At 61.3% G+C, this 24,465-nt stretch carries 22 protein-coding genes; 8 read left to right on the top strand and 14 right to left on the bottom strand.

Features of this window, described 5'->3' with window-relative positions; all coding sequences use genetic code 11:
• Positions 1-159 precede the first annotated feature (159 nt).
• Both AC4OVU_RS06360 and AC4OVU_RS06355 read left to right on the top strand, forming a co-directional pair.
• The gene (locus AC4OVU_RS06360) at positions 160-456 is read left to right on the top strand and encodes a type II toxin-antitoxin system RelE family toxin (protein WP_023303272.1); all 297 of its coding nucleotides are present in this window, start codon (positions 160-162) and stop codon (positions 454-456) included.
• Positions 437-841: a helix-turn-helix domain-containing protein gene (locus AC4OVU_RS06355; RefSeq protein WP_023303271.1), complete on the top strand. Its 405-nt coding sequence runs from the start codon at positions 437-439 to the stop codon at positions 839-841. The genes AC4OVU_RS06360 and AC4OVU_RS06355 overlap by 20 nt, the downstream gene beginning before the upstream one ends.
• Here the strand turns inward: AC4OVU_RS06355 and AC4OVU_RS06350 are convergent.
• The 7 genes from AC4OVU_RS06350 to entC all read right to left on the bottom strand — a co-directional run bounded on the left by AC4OVU_RS06350 (position 838) and on the right by entC (position 8,176).
• Entirely contained in the window at positions 838-1,035 is a 198-nt protein-coding gene (locus AC4OVU_RS06350; RefSeq protein ID WP_006809671.1) for a YbdD/YjiX family protein, read from the bottom strand. The genes AC4OVU_RS06355 and AC4OVU_RS06350 overlap by 4 nt on opposite strands.
• 60 nt (positions 1,036-1,095) lie before the next feature.
• Positions 1,096-3,201 carry a pyruvate/proton symporter CstA gene (gene cstA / locus AC4OVU_RS06345; protein ID WP_110292427.1) on the bottom strand — a complete coding sequence of 702 codons (2,106 nt, stop codon included), beginning with the start codon at positions 3,199-3,201 and terminating at the stop codon, positions 1,096-1,098.
• A 149-nt stretch (positions 3,202-3,350) separates the two neighbouring features.
• Entirely contained in the window at positions 3,351-3,764 is a 414-nt protein-coding gene (gene entH, locus AC4OVU_RS06340) for a proofreading thioesterase EntH (RefSeq protein ID WP_015571173.1), read from the bottom strand.
• Entirely contained in the window at positions 3,764-4,516 is a 753-nt protein-coding gene (entA, locus tag AC4OVU_RS06335; RefSeq protein ID WP_015571174.1) for a 2,3-dihydro-2,3-dihydroxybenzoate dehydrogenase EntA, read from the bottom strand. The genes entH and entA overlap by 1 nt, the downstream gene beginning before the upstream one ends.
• Positions 4,516-5,370 (bottom strand): isochorismatase, encoded by an 855-nt coding sequence (locus AC4OVU_RS06330; RefSeq protein WP_015571175.1) that lies wholly within the window; start codon positions 5,368-5,370, stop codon positions 4,516-4,518. Before AC4OVU_RS06330 ends, entA begins: the two co-directional genes overlap by 1 nt.
• Before the next feature lie 10 nt (positions 5,371-5,380).
• Complete coding sequence (entE, locus tag AC4OVU_RS06325; RefSeq protein ID WP_017382511.1) at positions 5,381-6,991, bottom strand: (2,3-dihydroxybenzoyl)adenylate synthase EntE; 1,611 nt, start codon at positions 6,989-6,991, stop codon at positions 5,381-5,383.
• A gap of 9 nt (positions 6,992-7,000) precedes the next feature.
• Complete coding sequence (entC, locus tag AC4OVU_RS06320; RefSeq protein WP_110292426.1) at positions 7,001-8,176, bottom strand: isochorismate synthase EntC; 1,176 nt, start codon at positions 8,174-8,176, stop codon at positions 7,001-7,003.
• A gap of 187 nt (positions 8,177-8,363) precedes the next feature.
• On the opposite strand from entC, the gene fepB reads away from it, so the two are divergent.
• Positions 8,364-9,323: a Fe2+-enterobactin ABC transporter substrate-binding protein gene (gene fepB, locus AC4OVU_RS06315; protein WP_491928644.1), complete on the top strand. Its 960-nt coding sequence runs from the start codon at positions 8,364-8,366 to the stop codon at positions 9,321-9,323.
• Positions 9,324-9,400: 77 nt separating this feature from the next.
• Here fepB and entS read toward each other — a convergent pair whose 3' ends face one another.
• Positions 9,401-10,627: an enterobactin transporter EntS gene (gene entS, locus AC4OVU_RS06310; protein WP_017382514.1), complete on the bottom strand. Its 1,227-nt coding sequence runs from the start codon at positions 10,625-10,627 to the stop codon at positions 9,401-9,403.
• Positions 10,628-10,736: 109 nt separating this feature from the next.
• Here entS and fepD point away from each other — a divergent pair, with 109 nt between their 5' ends.
• From fepD to fepC, 3 genes are read left to right on the top strand one after another with little or no spacing between them, the layout of a single operon-like run.
• A complete protein-coding gene (gene fepD, locus AC4OVU_RS06305) occupies positions 10,737-11,741 on the top strand; it encodes a Fe(3+)-siderophore ABC transporter permease (protein ID WP_017382515.1) in 1,005 nt (334 codons plus the stop codon).
• Positions 11,741-12,730 carry an iron-enterobactin ABC transporter permease gene (gene fepG, locus AC4OVU_RS06300; protein ID WP_026094382.1) on the top strand — a complete coding sequence of 330 codons (990 nt, stop codon included), beginning with the start codon at positions 11,741-11,743 and terminating at the stop codon, positions 12,728-12,730. Before fepD ends, fepG begins: the two co-directional genes overlap by 1 nt.
• Complete coding sequence (fepC, locus tag AC4OVU_RS06295) at positions 12,727-13,527, top strand: iron-enterobactin ABC transporter ATP-binding protein (protein ID WP_017694340.1); 801 nt, start codon at positions 12,727-12,729, stop codon at positions 13,525-13,527. The genes fepG and fepC overlap by 4 nt, the downstream gene beginning before the upstream one ends.
• A gap of 89 nt (positions 13,528-13,616) precedes the next feature.
• Here the strand turns inward: fepC and entF are convergent, their stop codons facing one another.
• The 3 genes from entF to fes are packed head-to-tail and all read right to left on the bottom strand — an operon-like array spanning position 13,617 to position 18,893.
• Positions 13,617-17,474, bottom strand: a complete 3,858-nt coding sequence (gene entF / locus AC4OVU_RS06290) for an enterobactin non-ribosomal peptide synthetase EntF (RefSeq protein WP_491928643.1) — start codon at positions 17,472-17,474, stop codon at positions 13,617-13,619.
• On the bottom strand, positions 17,471-17,683 hold the full coding sequence (locus AC4OVU_RS06285) for an MbtH family protein (protein WP_015571182.1): 213 nt from the start codon (positions 17,681-17,683) through the stop codon (positions 17,471-17,473). The genes entF and AC4OVU_RS06285 overlap by 4 nt, the downstream gene beginning before the upstream one ends.
• 10 nt (positions 17,684-17,693) lie before the next feature.
• Positions 17,694-18,893 carry an enterochelin esterase gene (gene fes / locus AC4OVU_RS06280; RefSeq protein ID WP_017694342.1) on the bottom strand — a complete coding sequence of 400 codons (1,200 nt, stop codon included), beginning with the start codon at positions 18,891-18,893 and terminating at the stop codon, positions 17,694-17,696.
• 146 nt (positions 18,894-19,039) lie between these two features.
• Between fes and AC4OVU_RS06275 the strand changes: the two genes are divergently transcribed.
• Together AC4OVU_RS06275 and entD are read left to right on the top strand one after the other, a co-directional pair.
• Positions 19,040-21,289: a TonB-dependent siderophore receptor gene (locus AC4OVU_RS06275; protein WP_015571183.1), complete on the top strand. Its 2,250-nt coding sequence runs from the start codon at positions 19,040-19,042 to the stop codon at positions 21,287-21,289.
• A gap of 62 nt (positions 21,290-21,351) precedes the next feature.
• The gene (entD, locus tag AC4OVU_RS06270) at positions 21,352-22,041 is read left to right on the top strand and encodes an enterobactin synthase subunit EntD (protein WP_017694344.1); all 690 of its coding nucleotides are present in this window, start codon (positions 21,352-21,354) and stop codon (positions 22,039-22,041) included.
• On the opposite strand, the gene AC4OVU_RS06265 is transcribed toward entD, so the two are convergent.
• From AC4OVU_RS06265 to sitB, 3 genes are read right to left on the bottom strand one after another with little or no spacing between them, the layout of a single operon-like run.
• Positions 21,977-22,816, bottom strand: a complete 840-nt coding sequence (locus AC4OVU_RS06265) for a metal ABC transporter permease (protein ID WP_017382522.1) — start codon at positions 22,814-22,816, stop codon at positions 21,977-21,979. The genes entD and AC4OVU_RS06265 overlap by 65 nt on opposite strands.
• Positions 22,810-23,661: an iron/manganese ABC transporter permease subunit SitC gene (gene sitC / locus AC4OVU_RS06260; protein ID WP_017694345.1), complete on the bottom strand. Its 852-nt coding sequence runs from the start codon at positions 23,659-23,661 to the stop codon at positions 22,810-22,812. The genes AC4OVU_RS06265 and sitC overlap by 7 nt, the downstream gene beginning before the upstream one ends.
• Complete coding sequence (gene sitB / locus AC4OVU_RS06255) at positions 23,658-24,464, bottom strand: iron/manganese ABC transporter ATP-binding protein SitB (RefSeq protein WP_017694346.1); 807 nt, start codon at positions 24,462-24,464, stop codon at positions 23,658-23,660. Before sitB ends, sitC begins: the two co-directional genes overlap by 4 nt.
• Position 24,465: the final 1 nt, after the last annotated feature.

Below are 24,465 nucleotides of genomic sequence, written 5' to 3'. Positions count from 1 at the left end.
TCGCCCGGCAGAGGCCTGTTCGAGCCGCCTCGACGATTCGCGGTTTGCCGCTTTCTCGCGGTTTTTCTCCGCTCTACAGTAACCCATAAGAAATTCGGAATTTATCTAATAGTCTTATTATTTCCTTATAATTTGTGTGGGCGTACAGTGGAGGTACGGATGAAGATTGTCTGGTCAAAGAATGCAAAGAAAGAGTTTTCCAAAATCGATGGCCGATATCAGCGAAGAATCAAAGCAAAACTTGCTGAGCTGGACGATCGCTCAGCTCCCCGGCCCGATATCAAAAAAATATCGGCAACAGAAAATCATTTCCGGCTACGCGTTGGCGATTACCGCATTCTGATTACACTTCGGGACGATCCCGATAACCATTGTTATGTTTTGGCCGTCAAGCGCAGAACATCAACGACCTACCTTCACGAGGAGAAAGCCCCCTATGGCTGTTCAGCTAATTAAGGACGATGACGGAAAAGCGCAGTACGTCGTTATTCCCTATGATGAATACTTTCGTATGTGCTTACAGATGGCAGAAATTGACGACGAAACCGATGATGATCTAGAGGATATTGAAGTCGAACACGATTGTTATGATGACGTAGGATTACCTGGTGAAGTATGCGACATCATGCATAGCGAGAACGTCAGCCTACAGGCCGCCTGGCGCATTTTACGCGGCATGTCCCAGCAGGAGGTGGCGGAGAAGCTTGACATCAGCCAGTCCGCCGTATCACAGCTTGAGGCGCTGGACTCCCGACCGCAAAAGCGCACCCGCGAAAAGCTGGCGGCAATTTACGGCTGTAAACAGGAGCAGATCAGCCTCTATTTACCAAAAGAGGGTTAACAGCACTTCGCCCCGCCCTTGCCGCCGTAGCGGGCGTCCTGACGGTCGCGGAAAAATTCTTCGTAGGTCATGGGCGTCTGGTCCGGGTGGTTGACGCGCATATGCTCGACGTAGTTGTCGTAATCCGGCACGCCAATCATCATTTTAGCGGCCTGGCCCAGGTATTTACCTGCTTTGGAAAGGGTGTCGAACATAGTTCTGATCTCACAGGAAATGTAGGCCGGGTAAGGCGAAGCCGCCACCCGGCACACGGGTTAATGCGCCCCTTTCGCCTGGGTGACAATCTCGTCCAGGTTCTCAGGCATTGGCTCATACGGCGTCTCTTTCGCCGTCGGTTTGTCGACTTTCAACGCCGCCAGCGCGGTTTTCAGAGAATACAACGCCAGCACCACAACCACCACCATAAAGAAGATGGTCAGCCCGGCGTCCAGACGGTTGTTAAACACCAGCTGCGACAGTTGAGATTCGGTGTACTGTGCCGGGATCTTACCGCTGTCGATCATCGCCTGGAACTTGTTGGCGATCGCCAGGAAGCCCACCTTATTGTCCGGGCTGAAGGCTTTCTGCCAGCCCGCGGTCAGGGTACAGATCAGCAGCCACGCCGTTGGCACCAGCGCCACCCATGCGTAACGCTGGCGCTTCATCTTGAACAGGACTACGGCACAGAGCATCAGGGCCATGCCCGCCAGCATCTGGTTGGCGATACCGAACAGCGGCCACAGGGTGTTAATCCCGCCGAGCGGATCGACCACGCCCTGATGCAGGAAGTAGCCCCACGCCAGCACGCACAGCGCCGTCGCCAGCAGGTTAGCCGGGAGTGAATCGGTACGCTTCAGGTTCGGGGAGATCACCCCCAGCAGATCCTGCAACATAAAGCGCGCCGCACGCGTACCGGCATCCACCGCCGTCAGAATAAACAGCGCCTCGAACAGAATGGCGAAGTGATACCAGAACGAGACATCCATCAGCCCGCCCAGCGCGCCGTGCAGAATGTAGGCCATGCCCACCGCCAGCGTTGGCGCCCCGCCTGCGCGGGAGATAATTGACTGCTCGCCGACCTCATTAGCGATATGCGTCAACGTTTCAGGGGTAATCGTAAAGCCCCAGCCGCTGACCACCTGCGCGGCAGAGGCAACCACGTCAACGGTGCCGGCCGGGGCCAGTACCGCCATTGGGCTGTTCATCGCAAAGTAAACGCCCGGGTCAATAATACAGGCCGAAACCAGCGCCATAATCGCCACGAAGGATTCCATCAGCATGCCGCCGTAGCCAATCAGGCAGGCCTGATTTTCATTCGCCAGCATCTTCGGCGTGGTTCCGGAGGCGATCAGCGCGTGGAAGCCCGACACCGCGCCGCAGGCGATGGTGATAAACAGGAACGGGAACAGGTTACCGGTCCAGACCGGGCCGGTGCCGTCAATAAATTTGGTCAGCGCAGGCATGGTCAGGGTCGGGCGCATAATCAGAATGCCGATCGCCAGCCCGACGATGGTGCCGATTTTCAGGAAGGTGGAGAGGTAGTCACGCGGGGCCAGCAGCAGCCACACCGGCAGCACCGCCGCCACAAAGCCATAGCCCACCAGCATCCAGGTCAGCTGCACGCCGGTGAAGTCGAAGAACGGCGCCCAGGTCGGGCTTTCCGCTACCCAGCCGCCGGAGATAATGGCAAACACCAGGAACACCAGGCCAATAACTGAAACTTCACCAATGCGCCCCGGACGCAGATAGCGGATATAGATCCCCATAAACAGCGCCAGCGGAATGGTGAAGGCGACGGTATAGGTTCCCCACGGGCTGTGGGTCAAGGCTTTCACCACGATCATCGCCAGCACCGCGAGGATGATCACCATGATCATAAAGGTCGCCACCAGCGCAATCACCCCGGCGGTTGCGCCCATCTCCTCTTTCACCAGCTCACCCAGTGAACGACCTTCGCGGCGGGTGGAGACGAACAGCACCATGAAGTCCTGCACCGCGCCCGCCAGCACCACCCCCGCGAGGATCCAGATCATCCCTGGCAGGTAGCCCATCTGCGCGGCCAGTACCGGCCCCACCAGCGGGCCTGCCCCGGCAATCGCCGCGAAATGGTGACCGAACAGCACTTTTTTATCGGTCGGCACGTAGTCCAGACCGTCGTTATGACGCACGGCCGGCGTCATGCGCGTGCCGTCTACGCCCAGTACCGTCTTAGCGATATAGCGGCCATAAAAACGGTATGCGATCAGATAAATGCAGACGGAGGCGACGACGATCCACAGCGCGTTGATCTGCTCCCCCCGGTTGAGGGCGATATAGCCCAGGGCAAAGGCTCCCACCACGGAGAGCACCGCCCACGTAAGGTATTTCCCTGAGTTGTTCATAGTTGTTGTCCGTTGTTGTGAAACAGTGAGATGTTACATTTTGTTTCTAGAACAACGGATAAAATTTAACAACTTTGAAACGCAATAATGCGTGGTCAAACCAGAGATTTACACCACAGTGTTAAGCCGATCACTTTCAGCTGAATGACTTACCCCAACACCATCGTACTCAACCGACAGGTACAGCACCGCCGCCCCTGCTCGTCGAACACCACGATCTCCCAGCTCTGGCTGGAACGGCCCAGATGCAGCGGCTGACACACGCCGCGTACCTTACCGTGAGAGACCGCGCGGTGGTGCGTGGCATTCAGTTCCGTGCCCACCACGTTCTGCCCGTCACGGGTCATCAGAAAACCGGCCATTGAGCCCAGCGTTTCCGCCAGCGCCGCCGAGGCGCCGCCATGCAGCAGGCCAAACGGCTGGTGGGTGCGGGCATCCACCGGCATCTCTGCTTCCAGCGTATCGTCCCCGAGGCGGGTATAGACGATGCCAAGGTGCCCCACCATCGTATTCAGGCTGGTGGCGTTCAGCTCCTCGAGCGTTAAATGACGTTTCCAGATCATTACGCCCCCAGCGTGGAGCCGCCGTCCACCACGATATCCTGCAAGGTGATATGGCTGGCGGCATCGGATGCCAGGAACAGCACGGTCGCAGCAATCTCCTGTGGACGGGCAATTTTACCGAGCGGAATGCCGAGCTTGAACTGCTCGCCAAAGCCGCGAATGCGCCGCTGTTCCGCATCATCGCTGGTCCACAGGGTGCGCTGCATGTCGGTATCCGTTGAACCCGGCGACACCAGGTTACAGCGTACGCCGCTGCCCGCCAGTTCCAGCCCGACGGTCAGCGCCAGGCTTTTCAGCGCCGCTTTCGACGCGCCGTAGGCGCTCATGCCGATGCGCGGCGTGTGCGCCGCGTCAGAGGCCACCGTCACAATCGCCCCCCCCTGCTGATGACGGAACTGGCCCATCGTCTGCTGGAACAGGTTGAACGCGCCGCCGACGTTGACCGCAAAGGTCTGCTGCCAGTCCTCCTGCGAGAGCTGATCCGTCGCGCCCATACGCAGAATGCCCGCCGCGTTAACCAGCACATCGAGCCGCTCAAGGCTGCTGAGCAAACGCCCGCAGACGTCACTCGCCTGCGCCGCATCCGCCACGTCCAGCGTTTCGGTGGCAAACGGATATTCGCCGTGAGGGAAAGCCAGATCGAACCCGGTCACCTGCGCCCCGGCCTCCACAAATGCCAGCGCGGTCGCATAACCAATGCCCTTACCCGCGCCCGTCACCCAGACCGTTTTACCGGTGAAATCAAAAGCCATCACTTCACCTCGCGGGAGAGCAGCGCCCACCAGGCATCGAGGGTCGGATTTTTTGCCAGCATCACGAAATCAATGTCGCCGTGCACTTTGCGCCAGCGGGCGGCCAGCGCCATCATCCTCACTGAATCCAGACCGTAGTCGATCAGGTTTTCGTCATCCATCGGCTCGTCGGACTCGTCCAGCAGCGGCAGGATCAGCTCACGCAGCGCGGCTTTCGTTGTCGGAACGGACGGCAGCAGTTCGTCGGTCATCACCACGCGGCCCGAACGTCCTGCCACGTATTTCAGCGACATCAGGTGCTCGTCGCGGGTGAAATCCGCCAGCGCGTCGGCGATAAAGAACGGTTTGATGTCGCGCATAAAGGCGTCGGTGGCGGTGGTCATGCAGCCGATGTGGGCGTACACGCCGGTGATCAAAAGCTGGTTGCGCCCGGTCTCTTTAAGCATCTGCTCCAGCGGCGAGCGGTGAAACGCGCTGTAGCGCCACTTCACCAGCACGGTGTCCGCTTCGTCCGGGGTCAGCTCAGCGACGATGCGCTGCTGCTCCGGCGAGCGAGTCAGGCCCGGCCCCCACATATCGTTCAGCAGGGCGCGGTCTTCATCGCTCTGATCTTTCGGCTGCGCGGTGTAGTACACCGGAATATTGTGCTCTTTGCAGTACGCGCGCAGTTTAGCGATGTTCGCCACTACCTGCTGCATCATGTCGCTATTTTCGCCCCAGAAGTTCAGGAAGTACTCCTGCATATCGTGGATCAGCAGCGCGGCGCGCTCCGGTTCAAACGCCCAGTTCACTTTACTGGTCGGCAGTTCGGCGGCGGTTGGCAGCGCGTATGCGGTTAATTTTGGAATGGCCATTCTCTGTTCCTCAGCCCCGGGCGCGTTCAGCAAGCCACAGGCGCAACTGTTTCTTATCAACTTTGCCGACCGGCGTGAGCGGAAGCGCATCCACGCTCTCCACGCGGTCCGGCAGCTTAAATTCGGCGACGCCCTGCTCGCGCAGGAAGCGGCGCACCTCCACCGCGCGCAGGGGCTGTTTCACCACCAGGTACGCGCAGCTTTTTTCGCCCAGCAGGCTGTCCTCCATGCTCACCAGCGCGGCGTGGATCACCGCGTCGTGGCGCAGCAGCAGGTTTTCGATCTCTTCGGCGGCGATCTTCTCGCCACCGCGGTTGATCTGATCTTTCTCGCGCCCCTGCACGGTGATGTAACCCTGCTCATCGATGGCGATCAGATCGCCCGAGCAGTAGAAACCGTTGGCATCAAAGGCGCTGGCGTTGTGTTCCGGGCTATTGAAATAGCCGCGGAAGGTGTAAGGGCCGCGCGTCATCAGACGCCCGACTTCCCCGCGCGGCAGCGGGTTGCCGTCCTCGTCCGCCACCCACACTTCATCGTCCGGGCACATCGGGCGGCCCTGGGTATTGATGATGCGCTCCGGCGCATCGTCGAGGGCGGTGTAGTTCACCAGCCCTTCCGCCATGCCAAACACCTGCTGAAGCTGGCAGCCAATTTCCGCCGGAATACGTGCCGCAAGCGTGGCGGAGAGACGTGCGCCGCCTACCTGGAGCAGTTCGAGGGATTTCAGCTGGGCGTTCCCCGCGCCGTCGGCAATCGCCTGCAACCACAGGCTGACCGCGGGCGGCACCAGTGAGGTGACGTTTATCTGATGCTGCTCAATCAGCGGGAAGCAGAGCGTGGCGCTCGGATCGTTCGCCAGCACCACGCAGCCGCCCGCCGTGAAAACGCCTAACGATCCCGGCGAGCTCATGGCGTAGTTATGCGCCGCGGGAAGTGCGTTCAGATAGCGGGTGTGCGCAGTGATTCCGCAGATTTCGTTGCTGCGACGGATGCTGTAGTCGTAGTCGTTGTGCGTACGCGGGATCAGCTTCGGCGTGCCGGTGCTGCCGCCGGAGAGCTGGAAGAACGCCACTTCGTCGGCGGGCGTCGGGTTCGGGATGAAATTGTCCGCCGGGCGTGCAATCGCCGCCTCCAGCGCGTGTTCGCCCTTATCGCCGCGTAGCAGCACAACGCGTACCGAGCGATGCGCATCCACAAAGGTATTGAGAAAATCATCACCCGCGAACAGCGTGTGGTCGCGGTCGGCAATCAGCACGGCGGGTTTGATCTGCTCCGCGTAGGCGTTGAGTTCGCTGCGCTGATGGCTAAAGAGCGCGTTGACCGGTGCGACGCCGATTTGCAGCAGCGCGAAGAAGGTGATGTAGAACTCGGCCACGTTGCCGAGCTGCACCAGCGCTGTCTCGCCGCGATGCAGCCCCTGCGCCTGAAGGACAGACGCCAGATTCGTCACCGCCTGATTAAACGCGCGGTAGGTGATGCGGCGATCGCCGTCAATTATCGCGACCGCATCGTTGTCCGCATGGTCCGTCAGGATGTGGGTCAGCGGCAGATCCTGCCAGTAGCCTTTTTCACGGTAGCGGCGGGCAAAATCCTCAGGCCAGCGGGTAAAAGGGATGGTCATGAGTATTCCTTAGTGCAAACCAAACACGTTGAGCATGGTGGAGAGCTTCACGCCCGTCTCGCGCCACTCGCCCACCGGGGAGGAAGCAGGCACAATGCCCGCGCCGGCAAACAGGCGAACGGTATTCTGATGCAGCCGCGCGCAGCGGATAGTTACCACCCACTCGCCGTTACCTTCGCTGTCGCACCAGCCGACGATGCCGCCGAACAGCTCACGATCGAACGGCTCCAGCTCGGCAATCAGCTCTTTTGCCGCCTGATGCGGGAAGCCGCTCAGCGCTGGCGTCGGGTGCAGCAGGCAGGCCAGCGTCAGGGCGTTCTCGTTTTCACGCGCGTCACCTTCTACCGGCGTCGCCAGATGCCACAGCGTCGGGGTGGTGATGAGCTGCGGGGAAGCCGGCATGGTCAGATGATGGCTGCGCGGTTCCAGAATGGTTTCCATCGCCTGCGTTACCAGGTCGTGCTCGTGACGGTCTTTTTCGGAGGCCAGCAGCTTAGTGCCCGCTTCGCGATCCAGCACATCGTCCGGCTGACGGCGCGCAGAGCCCGCCAGCGGCAGCGAGCTAAAGTGCGCGCCCTCTTTACGCAGCAGCAGTTCCGGGCTGGCGCCCAGCAGCACGCCGCCGTCTTCCAGCGGTACGTGGAAGTTAAAGCTCGCCGGGTTCTGGGCGATAAGACGCTCCATCAGCGCGCTGCTATCAATCTGTTTGTCGGTGGCGATATCAATCAGGCGCGACAGCACCACCTTATTCACCTGCGGCGTGGCGGTGAGCGACGCGGCGCGAGCGACCATCTCCTCGAAAACCGGCTGCGGCGGGATCTCGGTGCGTTGTTGCACGTTCAGCGTCTGCGCGCCGGAGGCGTAGCGTGCGGACTGCTGACGCGCCGGGCGAGAGAAGGTTTGCCAGCGTTGCGGAATAAACAGCGATGACGGTTTGCGGGTATCGAAGGGGATCGCCCCTACCATCACCGGATGGGCAATGCCGCTGTTTTTCGCATTCTGGAAAGCCTGAGCTAATTTCTGCTGAAAGGGGCCCGCCGGATCGTCACCGCCAACGGCGGGTTCAGAAAAACGGGCAAAACAGCCTGACGTGGTAAAACTGCGATAGGGCGACATAAAGAAAAAGCTGTCTGATTGCAGCGTGGTCGCGGTGTGCTGAAGGTCCTCAGCCAATGACGTATCCATATCATCCTCCTAAAATGATAAAAGCAGTAATAATGATTATCATTTATATTTTCGTCGGCTAACCTAATCCCACATCGCCCTGGTGTCAACCGCAGAGCAAACAACTTGTGCGACTAACGCTTGCATACCTTCCCCGCAAACATGAAAATGAGAAGCATTAACTTCAACAAAAACAGGATGCCGCTCTGTGAAACTCCCTGCCGTTTGCCGTAATGCCTTTCTTTTAACAGGACTTTTTGTTTTAGGACTAACCTCAGCGACGGCCGCCGACTGGCCGCGTCAGGTCACAGACAGCCGCGGCGTTCATACGCTTGAGAGCAAACCGACGCGCATTGTTTCCACCAGCGTGACCCTAACCGGCTCCCTGCTGGCCATTGACGCCCCGGTTACTGCCAGCGGAGCCACCACGCCAAACAACCGCGTGGCGGATGCACAGGGCTTTTTACGTCAGTGGGGCGATATCGCGAAACAGCGTAAGGTTGCCCGGCTGTACATCGGCGAGCCGAGCGCCGAAGCCGTCGCGGCCCAGATGCCGGACCTGATTTTGATCAGCGCCACCGGCGGGGATTCCGCGCTGGCACTCTACGATCAGCTTTCCGCCATCGCCCCGACGCTTATCATTAACTACGACGACAAAAGCTGGCAGGAACTGCTGACCCAGTTGGGGACGATCACCGGGCAGGAAAAACAGGCCTCAGAGCGCATCGCTGCCTTCGATAAACAGCTCGCCCAGGTGAAGCAGCAGATGAAGCTGCCGCCGCAGCCGGTGAACGCCATCGTCTACACCGCCGCGGCGCACACGGCGAACCTGTGGACGACAGACTCGGCTCAGGGCAAGCTGCTGCACCAGCTGGGCTTCACGCTGGCGGCGTTACCTGATGGATTGCACACCTCGAAAAGCCAGGGCAAGCGTCACGACATTATTCAGCTGGGCGGGGAAAACCTGGCGACGGGGCTGAACGGCGAAGGGCTGTTCGTGTTTGCCGGCGACCAGAAAGACGTGGACGCGATTTACGCCAATCCGCTGCTGGCGCATCTGCCGTCGGTCAAGAACAAGCGTGTCTGGGCGCTGGGAACGGAGACGTTCCGCCTGGATTATTACAGCGCGATGTTGGTGTTGCAGCGTTTGAATTCAATTTTTAAATAAGAGGCACGTTTCCCGTAGGCCCGGTAAGCGCAGCGCCACCGGGCTTTTTGTCGGGTGGCGGCTACGCCTTACCCGACCTACAGGTTCTGCCTGAACCGACGCAACTCCACCAAAACCGCCAATAAAATTACGCCAACCACGGCTAACACAAACCCGCTGCTGCTCGCCGACGCCACCGGGGTCATTATCGCCCCCAGCCCGCCGAGGATCGCTGCGCCAATCGCATCGCCCGTGACGTTCTGCGCCGTCCACAGGCCGTTAATGCGCCCGAGCATCCCTTCCGGCGTCTGGGTCTGGATCAGGGTGTACTGTAAAAGAGAGCTGACCGCGCTCAGCCAGCCAAAAATCACCAGACACATCACCCCCAGCGCCCACACCGGCATCAGGCTGAAGAAACCAATCGCGATAAACGAGGCCAGCGTCGCCACCAGCATGATTAACCCCGGTCTCGCGCTCTGCGCCAGGTTTCCGCTGGTCAGCGCCCCGCACGCGGCGCCGAGCGGAATGGCGGCGTACAGCACGCCAATCTCTGAGGCGCTCATCTGCCACTCGCCCGCCAGCGCCGGGTACAGCACGCGCACGGCGCTCGCCATCGTCAGCAGGCCGCCGAGCAGCGCAATGCCGCCAATCAGCGGGTTGCTGAACAGAAAACGAATCGCGGCCATCAGGGACTTCAGCGGATGCTCGCGCGGCTGCGGCGGCGGTGGCAGGAGCGGCAGACGCAGCAGCGTCAGGGTGGTGATAAAGGTTCCCGCCGCGGCAAGGCCGTAGTTCCACGCCACGTTGCCGGTCGCCAGAAGCAGGCCGCCGACCATCGGCGAAATCACCGATCCCAGACGCACGGTGAGCATGGTGATCGCCCCCGCCTGCATCAGGTTTTCGCGCCCGACCAGCGCGGGCGTGGCCGCCAGCAGCGCCGTCACGCCTAACGAGGCAAAAAAGCCGTCCCACAGGCCCAGGGCATAAATCGCCATCAGCGACGGCTCCGGCAGCATTGCGTTCAGACACAGCCCGACAAAGCCCACCCCGCAGGTGCCCCGCGCCAGCAGGATCAGTTTTTTACGCTCGTAGCGGTCCGCCAGTACGCCGCCCACCATCAGGCCGATAAACATCGCCCCGCCGGTTAAGGTGACGGATAACCCCACCAGCCAGCTGGAGTGGGTCATGGTCTGGATCTGTACCGGCACGGCGACCCCGAGCAGGCCGAGGGATAAAATGGAGATAAAGCGGGCGATAAAAACCGCTCGAAACGCCGGGTGCGTTTTCAGCAGGCTGAGGTTGAGCAGCCAGGATTTTTGATTCATGACAAGGCCTTGAGGTATCGGTCTACCATTTCCATGGGCGCACATGCTAACATAGCCAAATAAGATAGATAACGATAATTACTATCATTATCACATCATGGACGTTGCTATGTCGTTTTCCTCTTCCGCGGTGCGCGCCGTAGCCGTGCCCGTTTTATTGCTGCTGTTGATCCTTGCGATTGCACTCAGTTTGCTGGTTGGCGCGAAGCCGCTGCCCGCGTCCGTTATTGTCGATGCGCTCTCCGGTACCTGCCAGAGCGCCGACTGCATTATCGTGCTCGACGCCCGCCTGCCCCGCACCCTTGCCGGCCTGCTGGCTGGTGGCGCACTCGGGCTTGCCGGTGCCCTGATGCAAACCCTCACCCGCAACCCGCTGGCGGACCCTGGCATTCTCGGCGTGAACTCTGGTGCCAGTTTCGCCATTGTGCTCGGCGCGGCGCTGTTTGGTTTCACCTCTCCGTCTGAACAGCTGGTGATGGCCTTCTGCGGCGCGCTGGCCGCCTCGCTGGTGGTGGCCTTTACCGGCAGCCAGGGCGGCGGACAGCTCAGCCCGGTACGTCTGACACTGGCGGGCGTGGCGCTCGCGGCGGTGCTGGAAGGCTTATCGAACGGCATCGCCCTGCTCAACCCGGACGTGTATGACCAGCTGCGCTTCTGGCAGGCCGGTTCGCTGGATATCCGTACCCTTGATACCCTGAAAGTGGTGGCATTCCCGGTGTTTATCTCTGCCGCCGTAGCGCTGTGTTTAAGCCGGGCGCTCAACAGCCTGAGCCTCGGCAGCGACACCGCGACCGCCCTCGGCAACCGCGTGGCGCGCACGCAGCTGACGGGCCTGCTTGTCATCACCGTGCTGTGCGGCAGCGCGACCGCCGTCGTCGGGCCGATTGCCTTTATCGGCCTGATGATGCCGCACATGGCGCGCTGGCTGGTGGGGGCGGATCACCGCTGGTCACTGCCGGTCACGCTGCTGGCGACCCCTGCCCTACTGCTGTTTGCCGACGTACTGGGCCGCCTGCTGGTGCCGGGTGAATTGCGCGTCTCGGTGGTCAGCGCCTTTATCGGCGCGCCGGTGCTGATCTTCCTGGTACGACGCAGACGCGGGGGTGGCGCATGATGGCCCCGTCCCGTCGATTACTCACCAGCGTCGCCCTGCTGGTCGTCGCCAGTCTGCTGCTGGCGGTCTGGAGCCTGCAAAGCGGTGCCGTAACGCTTGATTTCGCGCAGGTCTTTCACGCTCTCACCGGCAGCGCGCCACGTAACATCACCATGGTGGTCACCGAATGGCGACTGCCGCGTGTGGCGATGGCGATCCTGGTTGGCGCAGCGCTTGGCGTCAGCGGCGCAATATTCCAGTCGCTGATGCGTAACCCCCTCGGCAGCCCGGACGTGATGGGCCTGAATACCGGCGCGTGGAGCGGCGTGCTGGTGGCGATGGTGCTGTTCGGGCAGCATCTCATGGCCATTACCTTTACGGCGATGGCGGGCGGCATTCTCACCTCCCTGCTTATCTGGGCCCTGGCCTGGCGCAACGGCATCGACACCTTCCGCCTGATCATCATCGGGATCGGCATCCGCGCGATGCTGATGGCGTTTAACACCTGGCTTCTGCTACAGGCGTCGCTGGAAACCGCACTCTCCGCCGGGCTGTGGTACGCCGGTTCCCTCAACGGTCTGACGTGGGGAAAAACCTGGCCCGCCGCGCCGCTGATTATCCTGATGTTTATTGGCGCGCTGCTGCTGGTCAGGCGCATGCGGCTGCTGGAGATGGGCGACGACAGCGCCTGCGCGCTGGGCGTGAGCGTAGAGCGCTCGCGCCTGATGCTGATGCTGGTGGCGGTCTTGCTGACCGCAGCGTCTACCGCCATCGCCGGGCCGATCTCGTTTATTGCCCTTGTCGCGCCGCATATCGCGCGGCGACTTAGCGGCACCGCGCGCTGGGGATTAACCCAGGCAGCGCTGTGCGGCGCAGTATTACTGCTGGCCGCCGATCTCTGCGCTCAGCGGCTGTTTACGCCTTATCAACTGCCGGTGGGCGTGGTGACCGTCAGCCTCGGCGGGATTTACCTCATCGTCTTGCTCGTTCAGGAGTCACGCAAGAAATGACAGATTCAACACCCCGCTTGCGCGGCGAAAACTTGACCCTCGGCTACGGTAAAAAAATCATTGCCCGGGACTTATCCGTTGCCATTCCGGACGGCCACTTCACCGCCATTATCGGGCCAAACGGCTGCGGCAAATCGACATTGCTGCGCACGCTGAGCCGCCTGATGTCGCCGGTTGAGGGCAGCGTGTTCCTCGACGGGGAGCAGATCCAGCGCTTCGCCAGCAAAGAGGTGGCACGCCGTATTGGGCTGCTGGCGCAAAACGCCACCACGCCGGGGGATATTACCGTGCAGGAGCTGGTCTCCCGCGGGCGCTACCCGCACCAGCCGCTGTTTACCCGCTGGCGCAAGGAGGACGACGAGGCCGTGAAGCGCGCGATGCAGGCGACGGGCATCACCGATCTGGCCCGGCAAAGCGTCGATACCCTCTCCGGCGGACAGCGCCAGCGCGCGTGGATCGCGATGGTGCTGGCGCAGGAGACCTCCATCATGCTGCTGGACGAGCCGACGACCTGGCTGGATATCAGCCATCAGATTGACCTGCTGGAGCTGCTGAGCGAACTGAACCGCACGCAGGGCTACACCCTGGCAGCGGTGCTGCACGATTTAAACCAGGCGTGCCGCTACGCTACGCATTTGATTGCGCTGCGCGACGGCGAGATTGTGGCGCAGGGCGCGCCGAAGGAGATTGTGACGCCGGATCTGATCGCGCGGATCTACGGCATGCGCTGCATGATTATTGACGATCCGGTGGCGGGTACGCCGTTGGTGGTGCCGTTGGGCAAGCGTGCGGTCTGATGCCCTCACCCCGGCCCTCTCCCACGGGGAGAGGGAGCAAACCATCCCCTCTCCCCGTGGGAGAGGGTTAGGGTGAGGGGCTTTAAACGTTACCCCAAAATTTCCTTCAGTACCGGCCCAATCTTTTCAAACGCCTGCGGTGAAATGATATCCACGTGGGCGCAGTCCTGGCTGTACACCTCCAGCTCACCCACCCACGGTGCCCACGCGGCCTGCGGATCCAGGGTTCGCGTTCGCTCGGCGACAAACAGCGTCGCTTTACCGTCAAACCGCGCGCTATGTGCCGTGGTGAGCAGCCGCACCGCGTCCGCATAGTTGCCTTCAATGGCGTTAAACAACTCGCTGGAGCCCTGCCCCTGCTGGGCAGCGATAAACGCCTGGCGTTCGCGCTCAATTTCCGCCAGCACCTCCGGATCGAGGCCGTTGGCCTCTTTCTCCGCCCAGTTCTGGGTTTCCGGTGGCCAGGTATCCAGCAGGCCGAGGAACGCTACGTCTTCACCCTGCTCGCGCAGACGCGCCGCAATACCCTGCGCCAGCGTGCCGCCGAGGGAATAGCCGAACAGATAATACGGCCCCTGCGGCTGTTGCTTACGCAACGTGTTCAGATGATGTTCGATCACCGCATCGAGATCCGCACACTGCTGCATCGGCCCCTCAGGCCGGGGAGACTGAATGCCGACGATTGACCAGCGCGGGCTGAGGTAGCGCGCCAGGACGCTAAACTGCCAGGCAAAGCCGGACGCCGGATGGAAGCAGAACAGCGTGGGGCCGTTGCTTTCACGCAGCGGGAGAACGGTTTCATACCCCAGACGCTGCGCCTGCTCGTCGCTCATCTGCGAGTCCAGCAGGGCGCTAAGCTTGCTCACCGTCGAGGCGACCATAATCTGCCCCGGCGTGACCTTGCGGCTGAACGCACGGCTGAGCTGAGCCGCAAGGCGCATCGCCAGCAGCGAGTGGCCGCCGAGGGCAAAGAAATCGGCCTCGATATCGTTCACCGCGCAGCCCAGCAGGGCAGAAAACGCCTGCGCCACGGTGACTTCAGTTTGCGTCTCGGGCGCGCGACCGGAAGTTTTGCTGGTCAGCTCCGGCAGCGGCAGCGCCTTGCGATCCAGCTTGCCGTTGGCGCTTAACGGCAGCGCGCTGATTTGCAGCAGCACCACCGGCACCATATGCGGCGGCAGCTGGGCTTTGAGTGATGCAAGCAGCGCGTCGCGATCCAGCGGTAAGCCGGATTCAGAGACAACGTATCCCACCAGCTGGCGGGCATCGCCGCCCGTGGCAGCCGCCTGGTTGAACACGCAGGCGTGCGCCACCGCCTGGGCCACATCCGGCAGCGCGAGCATCGCCCGGTCGATTTCGCCCAGCTCGATGCGCTGACCGCGGATTTTCAGCTGATCGTCGCTGCGGCCCAGATATTCCACCGCGCCGTTGTCCAGCCAGCGGGCAACGTCCCCGGTGCGGTACATTCGCTCGCCGGGGGCAAACGGATCGGCGATAAAGCGGCTGGCGGTAAGGTCGGGGCGTCCCAGATACCCCTGCGCCAGCTGAATGCCGGTGAGATAGAGATCCCCCGCCACGCCGAACGGCACCGGGCGCATCATCGCGTCCAGAATGCGCAGCCCCGTATTCCACACCGGGAAGCCGATCGGCACGCTGTTGCCTTCCACCGCCGCCAGCTCGGGGCCAAACGCCGGATACCAGCTCACATCCACCGCCGCTTCGGTCGGGCCATAGAGGTTGTGCAGCGGCGCATGGGTGAGCTGTTCCCACTCGCGACACAGCGCAGTCGGCAGCGCTTCGCCGCTACAGAACACCTGCTTAAGGGTTTTGCAGCACACAGCGTTTTCCGGGGTCAGCGAGGCGACAAAGGCCGCCAGCATCGACGGCACGAAGTGGGTGGTGGTTACGCCATATTCTGCGAAGAAGCTCTGCATCGCCTGCGGATCGCGGTGCGCGTCCGGCTCGGCCATCACCAGCTTCGCCCCGGCGATAAACGGCCACCAGAACTCCCACACCGACACGTCAAAGCTGCACGGCGTTTTCTGCGCCACCACATCATGCGCCGCCAGTGGATAATGATCCTGCATCCACTTCAGGCGGTTAACGATGGCGGTATGGCCGACCATCACCCCTTTTGGACGCCCCGTCGAACCGGAGGTAAAGATGATGTACGCGGTCTGCTCCGGCTTCGCCAGGCGCAGAGGTTCAGCATCGGTGGCGGGTAATAGTGTGTTGTAACTAAAAGTAGCGATTGGCAGATCGTTAAAGCGCGGAAGCTGCTCGTCGGTGGTAATGAGCAGTGACGGCTTCGCGTCCTCCAGCATCATCCGCAGACGGTCATCCGGGTAACCGGTATCCAGCGGCAGCCAGGCGGCGCCAGCTTCAACAATCCCGTGCAGCGCCAGGGTCAGGAACACCGAGCGCGGGAGCGCCACCGCCACGCTGTCGCCCGGCTTCACGCCGCGCGCGCGCAGCAGGTTTGCCAGCGCGACCACCTGCTCGCGCATCTGGCGGTAGTTCAGTTCAGTATGGGCATCCGCCAGCGCGGGGGCGTCCGGCGTTTTGCTCGCCTGCTCCGCCACAAGATCCGCCAGCGTGGTGGACGGCAGCGCCAGCCCGGTATCGTTGATGCGCGCCAGCCGGGCGTATTCCTGCTCTGATACGGTTTCCACGTCGCCACAGCGCAGGTCCGGATTGGCGGCAAACTGCGTCAGCATTGCGTTCAGGCGCGCCGCGTGCCCCTTCAGCGTCGCCTCGTCGTAACGCTGCCCGTTGGCGAGGATCTCAATGCTCAGTCCGCCCTGCTCGTCCGGGAACAGCGCCAGCTCCAGATCGTTCACCGGGCCGGTTGCCAGCGTGTGGGTAATGGCCTCCACGCCGTCGATATTCAGCTGATAATCGAACACCTTGACGTTCAGCACCGGACCAAAAAGGGCTTCGTCGCCTGCGGCACGTCCGCTGTCGCGCACGATCTGCTCGGCGTCGTAACGCTGATGGCGGCGCATCTTTTTCAGCTGATTCGCCAGGCGCAGCGCCAGTTCCGGCAGGCTCTCCTGCGGGCGAATATTCACCGCCAGCGGCAGGACGTTGAGCACCGGTCCGGTCGCGGTCAGCGCGGCGGAGCCCATACGGCGCATAAAGATAAACCCGGCGGCGTAGTCCAGCCGTCCGGTCAGGCGGCCCAGCCACAGCGCCACCAGCGCAAGGGCCAGATCGGTACGCTGCGCCTGGCCTGCCTTCTGTGCAAGCTGGCTGAACGCACGGCCGTCCATCGCAATTTTCAGGCGCAGGATATCGGTGGTGGCGGCGCGTCCCGGCAGCGGCGCGGAAGAGAGCGAGACCGGAGAAGGAAGCTGTTTGCGTTGTTCGGCCCAGAAAGCACCGTCGCGCTGATACGCCTCGCTGTCGCGATAGCGCTGATACTCCACCACCACCTCGGCGAACGGGGTGAACGGCGAGGCCGGCGTGGATTCACCTTTCTGCCACGCAGCGTAAATGGCGGTGATCTGACGGGTAATAGCCGGGAAGCTGAAGCCATCTACCACCAGATGATGATACCGCTGATACCAGTACCAGTGGCTTTCTCCCACCTGGATCAGCTGGTGAAACGCCAGCGGCTGACCGCTGTCGACGCGCAGGTTCTGGTTGAGATCGGCCTCCATCAGCGCCACGGCGGCGTCGTGGGAGTCAACGCGCACGATGGACGGCTCCGGCAGGAGCATGGCCTCATCGATCCACTGCCACACCTCACCGTTATCTTCGGCAAAACGCATCCGCAGGGTGTCGGCCTGCATCATGCCTTCAGCGATGGCTTTTGCCAGCAATGGCGCATCGATAGCGCCTTTCAGCTCGGTGTAGTGCGCGACGCTCCAGGCGTTTGGCAGGGAGGAAAGCTGCTCTGCCATCCAGATCCCGGGCTGGGCGGCGACAAGAGGGAGACGGTTCATGCGCGCTCCCCCGCAAAACATGACGGCTCAAGCGTCTGCCACTGTTCCGCCAGCCACTGCTGGCACGCCTCCTGAGATTGCGGTTCGCAGACCACGCGCCAGCCCGCGGGCAACTCGCACTGCTGCGGCCACAGGCTGTACTGCCCCTGGTCATTTTGCAAAATGGCGAACTGTCCCTGCGGATTATCGAAAGGATTGCTGAATTCCATACAGACTCCGTTATTGAATAAGCGGCTGCCAGAGGGTCATCAGCCCCTGCGTCAGCCCACCGCGCCAGCAAAGCGCATCGTGTCCGCCGTCAACCTGACGCCAGAAAACCGGTTGCTGAGTGTGTAGTTCGGCGAGGATCGCCTGGTTTGCGCGCAAAATAAGCGGCTCGTTGCGCCCGGCCTCAAGGACGATGCGCAGCCCGCGAGCGGTTTTGTCACCCGCTTTGAGTTGTTCGATGAGCAGCCCGTCCTGCTGCGCGCCGCGGTGCGGCCACCAGTAGGAGCCGGACTGGCTGAGGATGCAGCCAAAACGCTGCGGCCAGTTGAGGCCCGCGTAGAGGGAGGAAAGACCGCCGAAGCTCTGGCCCGCCACCACGGTATGGTCGGCGCGGTCACTGAACGGGGCCATGCTTTTCACCTGCGGGAGGAGTTCGTCCTGCACCGCCAGCCAGAAATCAGGGTTACACGGCAGCTCGCGGCTGCGGTGTGCGGTGTCAATCACGTCGATTAAGACATAGACCGCAGGCGGCAGTTTGCCTTCAAGGGTGAGCGACGCCAGCGCAGGCCAGACGGGCATGCTTTCGGCCCAGAACTGCCCGTCGAGCAGCACCGCCAGCGGGCGCTCGGGGCTTTCATCCCCGGTGGTAAAAATCCACACGCGGCGACGGTTCTTCAGACGCGCGCTGTGCCACTCAATGCAGACAGGCTTTTTGTAAGGGGTATCGGGATGGTTCCAGCCGGGCTGTACAGGCGCCTCCGGCATCTCCAGCGCCGAGACTGCGTGCCCGCGCCCGCCGCGCCAGCTCTGGGCGTTCAGCGGGTCGGACACCGCGTGCGGCAACAGTTTGCGCCAGCCTTCGCGCAGCGCCATGCGGTCCGGCTGATCGCCTTCAAACACTGCGCTGGCAAAATCGTTTTCATTGTCGGAGGGGATAAAACAGTAGCTGCCGCGCCATTCGGGGCTGAACTCGCCCTGCCACTGCCAGACGTCGGTATCCGGGATACGTTCAAGGGACTGCGGACGGGCATTTTGATGGTGATCGGTCACACCGGTGACGTAGAGCCAGACGCGTTTAACCGTCGACGTTTTCTGCGTTCCCGCCGGGTCCCGCCACCAGAATGTCACGCGATAGTTTTCCTGATGACGTTCCCGTTCCGGCCCGTCTTTCGCCTGCCACCACGCTTCACTTCCGGTTGTTAACGCCGTCACCCTTATAACCCCATGTTTAACAGTCTTTTTTGTTTCAGAGCAAATTTTATTGATAATATTATTGATAACTATTTGCATTTGCAATAGCGTAATGCCCGCGCTGTGGGAAGCGCGCTCATTAAATAACCATAAAAGCGGGACGTACAATGAATAAGAAGATTCACTCTCTGGCCTTGCTGGTCAATTTAGGGATTTATGGTGTCGCGCTGCCCGTCATGGCAGACGACAACACCGCCTCCGCGCAGCATGAAGACACCATGGTGATCACCGCCGCCGAGCAGAATTTGCAGGCGCCGGGCGTGTCGACCATCACCGCCGACGAGATCCGCAAAAACCCGCCCGCGCGGGACGTGGCGGAAATCATCCGCACCATGCCGGGCGTTAACCTGACCGGCAACTCCACCAGCGGCCAGCGCGGGAATAACCGTCAGATTGACATTCGCGGCATGGGCCCGGAAAACACCCTGATCCTGATCGACGGCAAGCCGGTCACCAGCCGCAACTCCATCCGTCTGGGCTGGCGCGGCGAGCGTGATACCCGCGGCGATACCGGCTGGGTCCCGCCGGAGATGATCGAGCGCATCGAAGTGATCCGTGGCCCGGCTGCTGCCCGCTATGGTAACGGTGCGGCGGGCGGCGTGGTGAACATCATCACCAAAAAATTTGACGACCAGTGGCACGGCTCCTGGAACACCTACCTGAATGCGCCAGAGCATAAAGACGAAGGTTCCACCAAACGCACTAACTTCAGCCTGAGCGGCCCGCTGGGCGGGGATTTCAGCTTCCGCATGTACGGTAACCTGGATAAAACCCAGGCCGACGCCTGGGACATTAACCAGGGCCATCAGTCTGACCGTACCGGCGCATATGCCGACACGCTGCCGGCAGGCCGTGAAGGGGTCGAGAATAAAGACATCAACGGCGTGGTGCGCTGGGACTTTGCGCCTATGCAGTCCCTGGAGTTTGAGGCGGGATACAGCCGCCAGAACAACCTTTACGCGGGCGATACCCAGAATACCAACAACGACAACAGCTCAAGCGGGCTGGTGAAGAAGAACTACGGTAAAGAGACTAACCGTATCTATCGTCAGAACTTCGCGGTGACCTGGAACGGCGGCTGGGATAACGGCATTACCACCAGCAACTGGGCGCAGTACGAGCACACCCGCAACTCTCGTCTGGGTGAAGGGCTGGCGGGCGGTCTGGAAGGCCTGTTCAACAGCAATAAATTCACCGATACCGACCTGGCCGACGTGATGCTGCACAGCGAAATCAACCTGCCGATTGATTTCATTGTGAATCAAAACCTGACGCTCGGCACCGAGTGGAACCAGCAGCGCATGAAGGACTCGACCTCCTTCACGCAAACCCAGCAGGGCGGCACCATTCCGGGCATGAGCGAAGACCGTAGCCCGTACACTTCAGCGGAGATCTTCTCCCTGTTTGCCGAAAACAACATGGAGCTGACCGACAGCACCATGCTGACCCCTGCCCTGCGCTTCGACCACCACACCATTGTGGGTAATAACTGGAGCCCGTCCCTGAACCTGTCGCAGGGTCTGGGGGATGACTTCACCCTGAAGATGGGCATCGCGCGCGCCTATAAAGCGCCAAGCCTGTATCAGACCAACCCGAACTACCTGCTGTACAGTAAAGGCCAGGGCTGCTACGCCAGTTCCGACGGCGTGGGCTGCTACATGATGGGTAACGACGATCTGAAAGCGGAGACCAGCATCAACAAAGAGATTGGTCTGGAGTGGAAACGCGATGGCTGGCTGGCGGGTGTGACCTGGTTCCGCAACGACTACCGCAACAAGATTGAAGCGGGCTACGCGCCGATTGGCCAGACGTCCACCGGCAAAGTCACCACCGATATCTACCAGTGGGAAAACGTGCCGAAGGCGGTAGTAGAAGGTCTGGAAGGCTCCCTGAACGTGCCGGTTAGCGACACCATCAACTGGACCAACAACATCACCTACATGCTGCAAAGCAAGAACAAGGAGACCGGCGATCGTCTGTCGATCATCCCGGAGTATACGCTGAACTCTACCCTGAGCTGGCAGGTACGTCAGGATGTCTCATTGCAGTCGACCTTCACCTGGTATGGCAAGCAGCAGCCGAAGAAGTACAACTACAAAGGTCAGCCGGTGACCGGGTCTGAGAAAGACGAAGTCAGCCCGTACAGCATCGTTGGCCTGAGTGCGACCTGGGACGTGACCAAAAACGTCAGCCTGACCGGCGGCGTGGACAACGTCTTCGACAAGCGCCAGTGGCGTGCGGGTAACGCCCAGACCACGGGTAATACCACCACCGGCGCGTATATGTACGGTGCGGGCGCGTATACGTATAATGAACCGGGCCGTACCTGGTATATGAGCGTGAATACGCGTTTTTAAGGCACTGAAGTCAATCCTTCCCTCTCCCCTCTGGGGAGAGGGTCAGGGTGAGGGGAAAAACCATGCACACCACCCACAGCACATTTTCTCTCGCCGGCCACACCCTCCACCGCATCACTTTCGACCCCGCCACCTTTACCGACGCCGATCTCCTCTGGCTCCCCCACCACGCCCAGCTCGCTGACGCCGGACGCAAACGCAAGGCCGACCACCTGGCAGGCCGCATCGCCGCCGCGCACGCCTTACCTGACCACACCATGCCCGCCATCGGCCCCAGCGGGGAACCGCTCTGGCCGCAAGGTATTTCCGGCAGCATCACCCACAGCGGCACGCAGGCGATAGCCGTCGTCACGCAATACCCGGCGCTTATCGGCATCGATTGTGAAACGATCCTCTTCGAAAACGAAGCCAGGGAAATCAAAGACGGCATTATTGATACGCAGGAAGAACCTGTGCTTTCCCGCCTGGGATACCCGTTCGCCCTCGCCCTGACGCTGGTCTTCAGCGCCAAAGAGAGCCTGTTTAAGGCCCTCTTTCCGCAGGTACAGGCCTGGATGGGTTTTGACTGCGCCCGCGTTACCAAGCTCGACGACAAGACGCTCACGCTGGCGTTGACCCGTCAACTGGCAGGCTTTGAAGAAGGCACCGCCTTCCGCCTGCACTGGCAGCAGCACGGCGAACAGGTCATCACCCTGCTGTCACACGCTCCTGGCGACGAGCCTTCACGCTGGTCACCACAAACGTCACGATAAACACCATCGCGAACAGGACCACAATGGTCGGCGCAGGCGCGCTGTCGAGATAAAACGAGGCATAAACGCCGCTTACCGACACCAGCGCTGAAACGGCGACCGCCACCAGCAGTGCCATGTGAAAGCGTCGGGTAATCAGCACCGCCACGGCGCCGGGAGCAATCAGCAGGGAAATCGACAGAATGATCCCCACCGCTTTCAGCGTCGCAACGATGGTCAGCGAAACCATGCACAGTAAGCCGTAGTGCAGCCAGCGGGTGCGCAAGCCACTCGCCTGAGCCTGCTGATAGTCAAAGCAGAACAGCAGAAAATCGCGCCACTTCAGGCCAATCACCAGCGCAATCAGCCCCGCGACGAGACCGCTTTGCAGAATGTCCATCCCGTTAATACCCAACATATCGCCGAACAGAATGTGGTCGAGATGCACCTCAGGTTTGACGGCGATATAGAGGATCAGCCCGGCGCCGAACATGCCGGAAAAGACGATCCCCATGACCGTATCCTGTTTGATGCGGCTGTTATCCTTCAGATATCCGGTGGCGACCGCGCAGAAAAGACCGGCTACGAATGCACCCAGCGCCAGCGGCAGGCCCATCATCCAGGCCAGCACGACGCCGGGAAACACCGCGTGGCTCATGGCGTCGCCCATCAGCGCCCAGCCTTTCAGCACCAGAAAAACCGACAGCAGCGCACAGGGCACGGCCACCAGGAGTGAAATCAGCAGCGCGTTGTTCATAAACGCAAACTGGAACGGTTCGAGAAGCAGCGTCAGCATGGGTGTGCCTCCCGCGCCCGACGGCGGCTGGCAAGCAGCCCGTGCTTCGGCGCAAAGACGAACGCCATCAGGAACAGCAGCGTCTGGGCGACCACGATAATGCCGCCGGTGGCGCCGTCCAGGTAATAGCTGGCCCACGCGCCGAGGAAGCTGGTGATGCTGCCAATGGCGACGGCAATCATCAGCAGGCGCGGGAAACGGTCGGTCAGCAGCCACGCGGTCGCGCCGGGCGTGACCACCAGACAGATCACCAGAAATGCGCCGACGGTTTGCAGCGCCGCCACGGTAGAGACCGCCAGCAGCGTGAAGAAGAGGATTTTCAGGCGTTCAGGACGCAGACCGATGGCGCGGGCGTGGTTCTCATCAAAAAAGGTCACCATCAGATCTTTCCATTTGAACAGCAGGATAACTATCGACACCACGCCGATAATCGCCAGCTGGACGATATCTTCCGGGGCGATAGTCAGAATATTGCCGAGGACGATGGTCTGAATGTTCACCGAGGTCGGGTTGAGCGAGACCATAAACAGCCCCAGCCCGAAAAACGAGGAGAAGATCAGCCCGATAATGGCGTCCTCCTTCAGGCGGCTGCGCTGGTTGAGAAACAGCATGCTGCCCGCCGCCAGCCCGCCCGATAAAAACGCCCCCAGCGAGAACGGCAGCCCGAGCATGTAGGCCCCCGCTACGCCCGGCACGATGGAGTGCGACAGCGCATCGCCGATCAGCGACCAGCCTTTGAGCATCAGATAGCAGGAGAGAAACGCGCACAGCCCGCCCACCATCGCCGAGACCCACATCGCGTTGAGCATGTACTCGTAGCCGAAGGGTTCGAGAAGCACGTTCATTTGGCCTCCTGACGGTGCGTGACGAAGGGGCGTTCGTCGTCGGTAATAATGCGATCTTCCGAGCCGCTGAGCACCACGTGGCGCAGCACGCCGCTAAAGGCGCGCTCGAGATTCTCGGCGGTAAAGGTGGTTTCCGTCGGGCCGCTCGCCAGCACGGTGCCTTTGACCATCACCGTGTAATCGCAGAATTCCGTGACCGAGCCCAGGTTATGGGTCGAGACCAGCATCGTTTTGCCCTCGTCGCGCAGCTCCCGCAGCAGGCTGATGATCCTGGCTTCGGTTTTGACGTCCACGCCGGTAAACGGCTCGTCGAGCAGGATCACCTCGCCCTGCTGGGCAATCGCCCGCGCCAGAAACACGCGCTTCTTCTGCCCGCCGGACAGCTCGCCAATCTGCCGATGGCGCAGCTCGAGCATATCTACACGCTTCAGGGCGTCGGTGACGATCTGCTTATCGCATTCTTTGGGACGACGCAGAAACCCCATATGCCCGTAGCGGCCCATCATCACCACGTCCTCGACGAGCACCGGAAACGACCAGTCGACCTCTTCCGACTGCGGCACGTAGGCGACCAGGTTCTGACGCAGCGCCCGGTGAGGCGGCAACCCCAGAATGGAGATAGTGCCGCTCGCCGCCCGCACAAAGCCCATCACCGCCTTGAACAGCGTGGATTTGCCGGAACCGTTTACGCCAACCAGGGCGGCAATCGATCCGCCCGGCACGCTGAACGACGCGTCGCGCAGCGCCGTGTGGCCGTTGCGGTAGGTCACGGTGACGTCTGAGACAACAATCCCATCGTGCATG

This window comes from Enterobacter sp. 6722112, from assembly GCF_058661685.1.
This window is presented reverse-complemented; position numbering and strand designations above follow the sequence as displayed.

Coding starts and splice junctions, on each gene's coding strand:
- AC4OVU_RS06275 (WP_015571183.1), top strand. CDS start 19,040: ATGAATAAGAAGATTCACTCTCTGGCCTTGCTGGTCAATTTAGGGATT.
- fepC (WP_017694340.1), top strand. CDS start 12,727: ATGACAGATTCAACACCCCGCTTGCGCGGCGAAAACTTGACCCTCGGC.
- fepG (WP_026094382.1), top strand. CDS start 11,741: ATGGCCCCGTCCCGTCGATTACTCACCAGCGTCGCCCTGCTGGTCGTC.
- entA (WP_015571174.1), bottom strand. CDS start 4,516: ATGGCTTTTGATTTCACCGGTAAAACGGTCTGGGTGACGGGCGCGGGT.
- entF (WP_491928643.1), bottom strand. CDS start 17,474: ATGAACCGTCTCCCTCTTGTCGCCGCCCAGCCCGGGATCTGGATGGCA.
- entC (WP_110292426.1), bottom strand. CDS start 8,176: ATGGATACGTCATTGGCTGAGGACCTTCAGCACACCGCGACCACGCTG.
- AC4OVU_RS06285 (WP_015571182.1), bottom strand. CDS start 17,683: ATGGAATTCAGCAATCCTTTCGATAATCCGCAGGGACAGTTCGCCATT.
- entH (WP_015571173.1), bottom strand. CDS start 3,764: ATGATCTGGAAACGTCATTTAACGCTCGAGGAGCTGAACGCCACCAGC.
- sitC (WP_017694345.1), bottom strand. CDS start 23,661: ATGAACGTGCTTCTCGAACCCTTCGGCTACGAGTACATGCTCAACGCG.
- AC4OVU_RS06330 (WP_015571175.1), bottom strand. CDS start 5,370: ATGGCCATTCCAAAATTAACCGCATACGCGCTGCCAACCGCCGCCGAA.
- AC4OVU_RS06350 (WP_006809671.1), bottom strand. CDS start 1,035: ATGTTCGACACCCTTTCCAAAGCAGGTAAATACCTGGGCCAGGCCGCT.
- entS (WP_017382514.1), bottom strand. CDS start 10,627: ATGAATCAAAAATCCTGGCTGCTCAACCTCAGCCTGCTGAAAACGCAC.
- entE (WP_017382511.1), bottom strand. CDS start 6,991: ATGACCATCCCTTTTACCCGCTGGCCTGAGGATTTTGCCCGCCGCTAC.
- AC4OVU_RS06355 (WP_023303271.1), top strand. CDS start 437: ATGGCTGTTCAGCTAATTAAGGACGATGACGGAAAAGCGCAGTACGTC.
- cstA (WP_110292427.1), bottom strand. CDS start 3,201: ATGAACAACTCAGGGAAATACCTTACGTGGGCGGTGCTCTCCGTGGTG.
- sitB (WP_017694346.1), bottom strand. CDS start 24,464: ATGCACGATGGGATTGTTGTCTCAGACGTCACCGTGACCTACCGCAAC.
- entD (WP_017694344.1), top strand. CDS start 21,352: ATGCACACCACCCACAGCACATTTTCTCTCGCCGGCCACACCCTCCAC.
- AC4OVU_RS06265 (WP_017382522.1), bottom strand. CDS start 22,816: ATGCTGACGCTGCTTCTCGAACCGTTCCAGTTTGCGTTTATGAACAAC.
- fepD (WP_017382515.1), top strand. CDS start 10,737: ATGTCGTTTTCCTCTTCCGCGGTGCGCGCCGTAGCCGTGCCCGTTTTA.
- AC4OVU_RS06360 (WP_023303272.1), top strand. CDS start 160: ATGAAGATTGTCTGGTCAAAGAATGCAAAGAAAGAGTTTTCCAAAATC.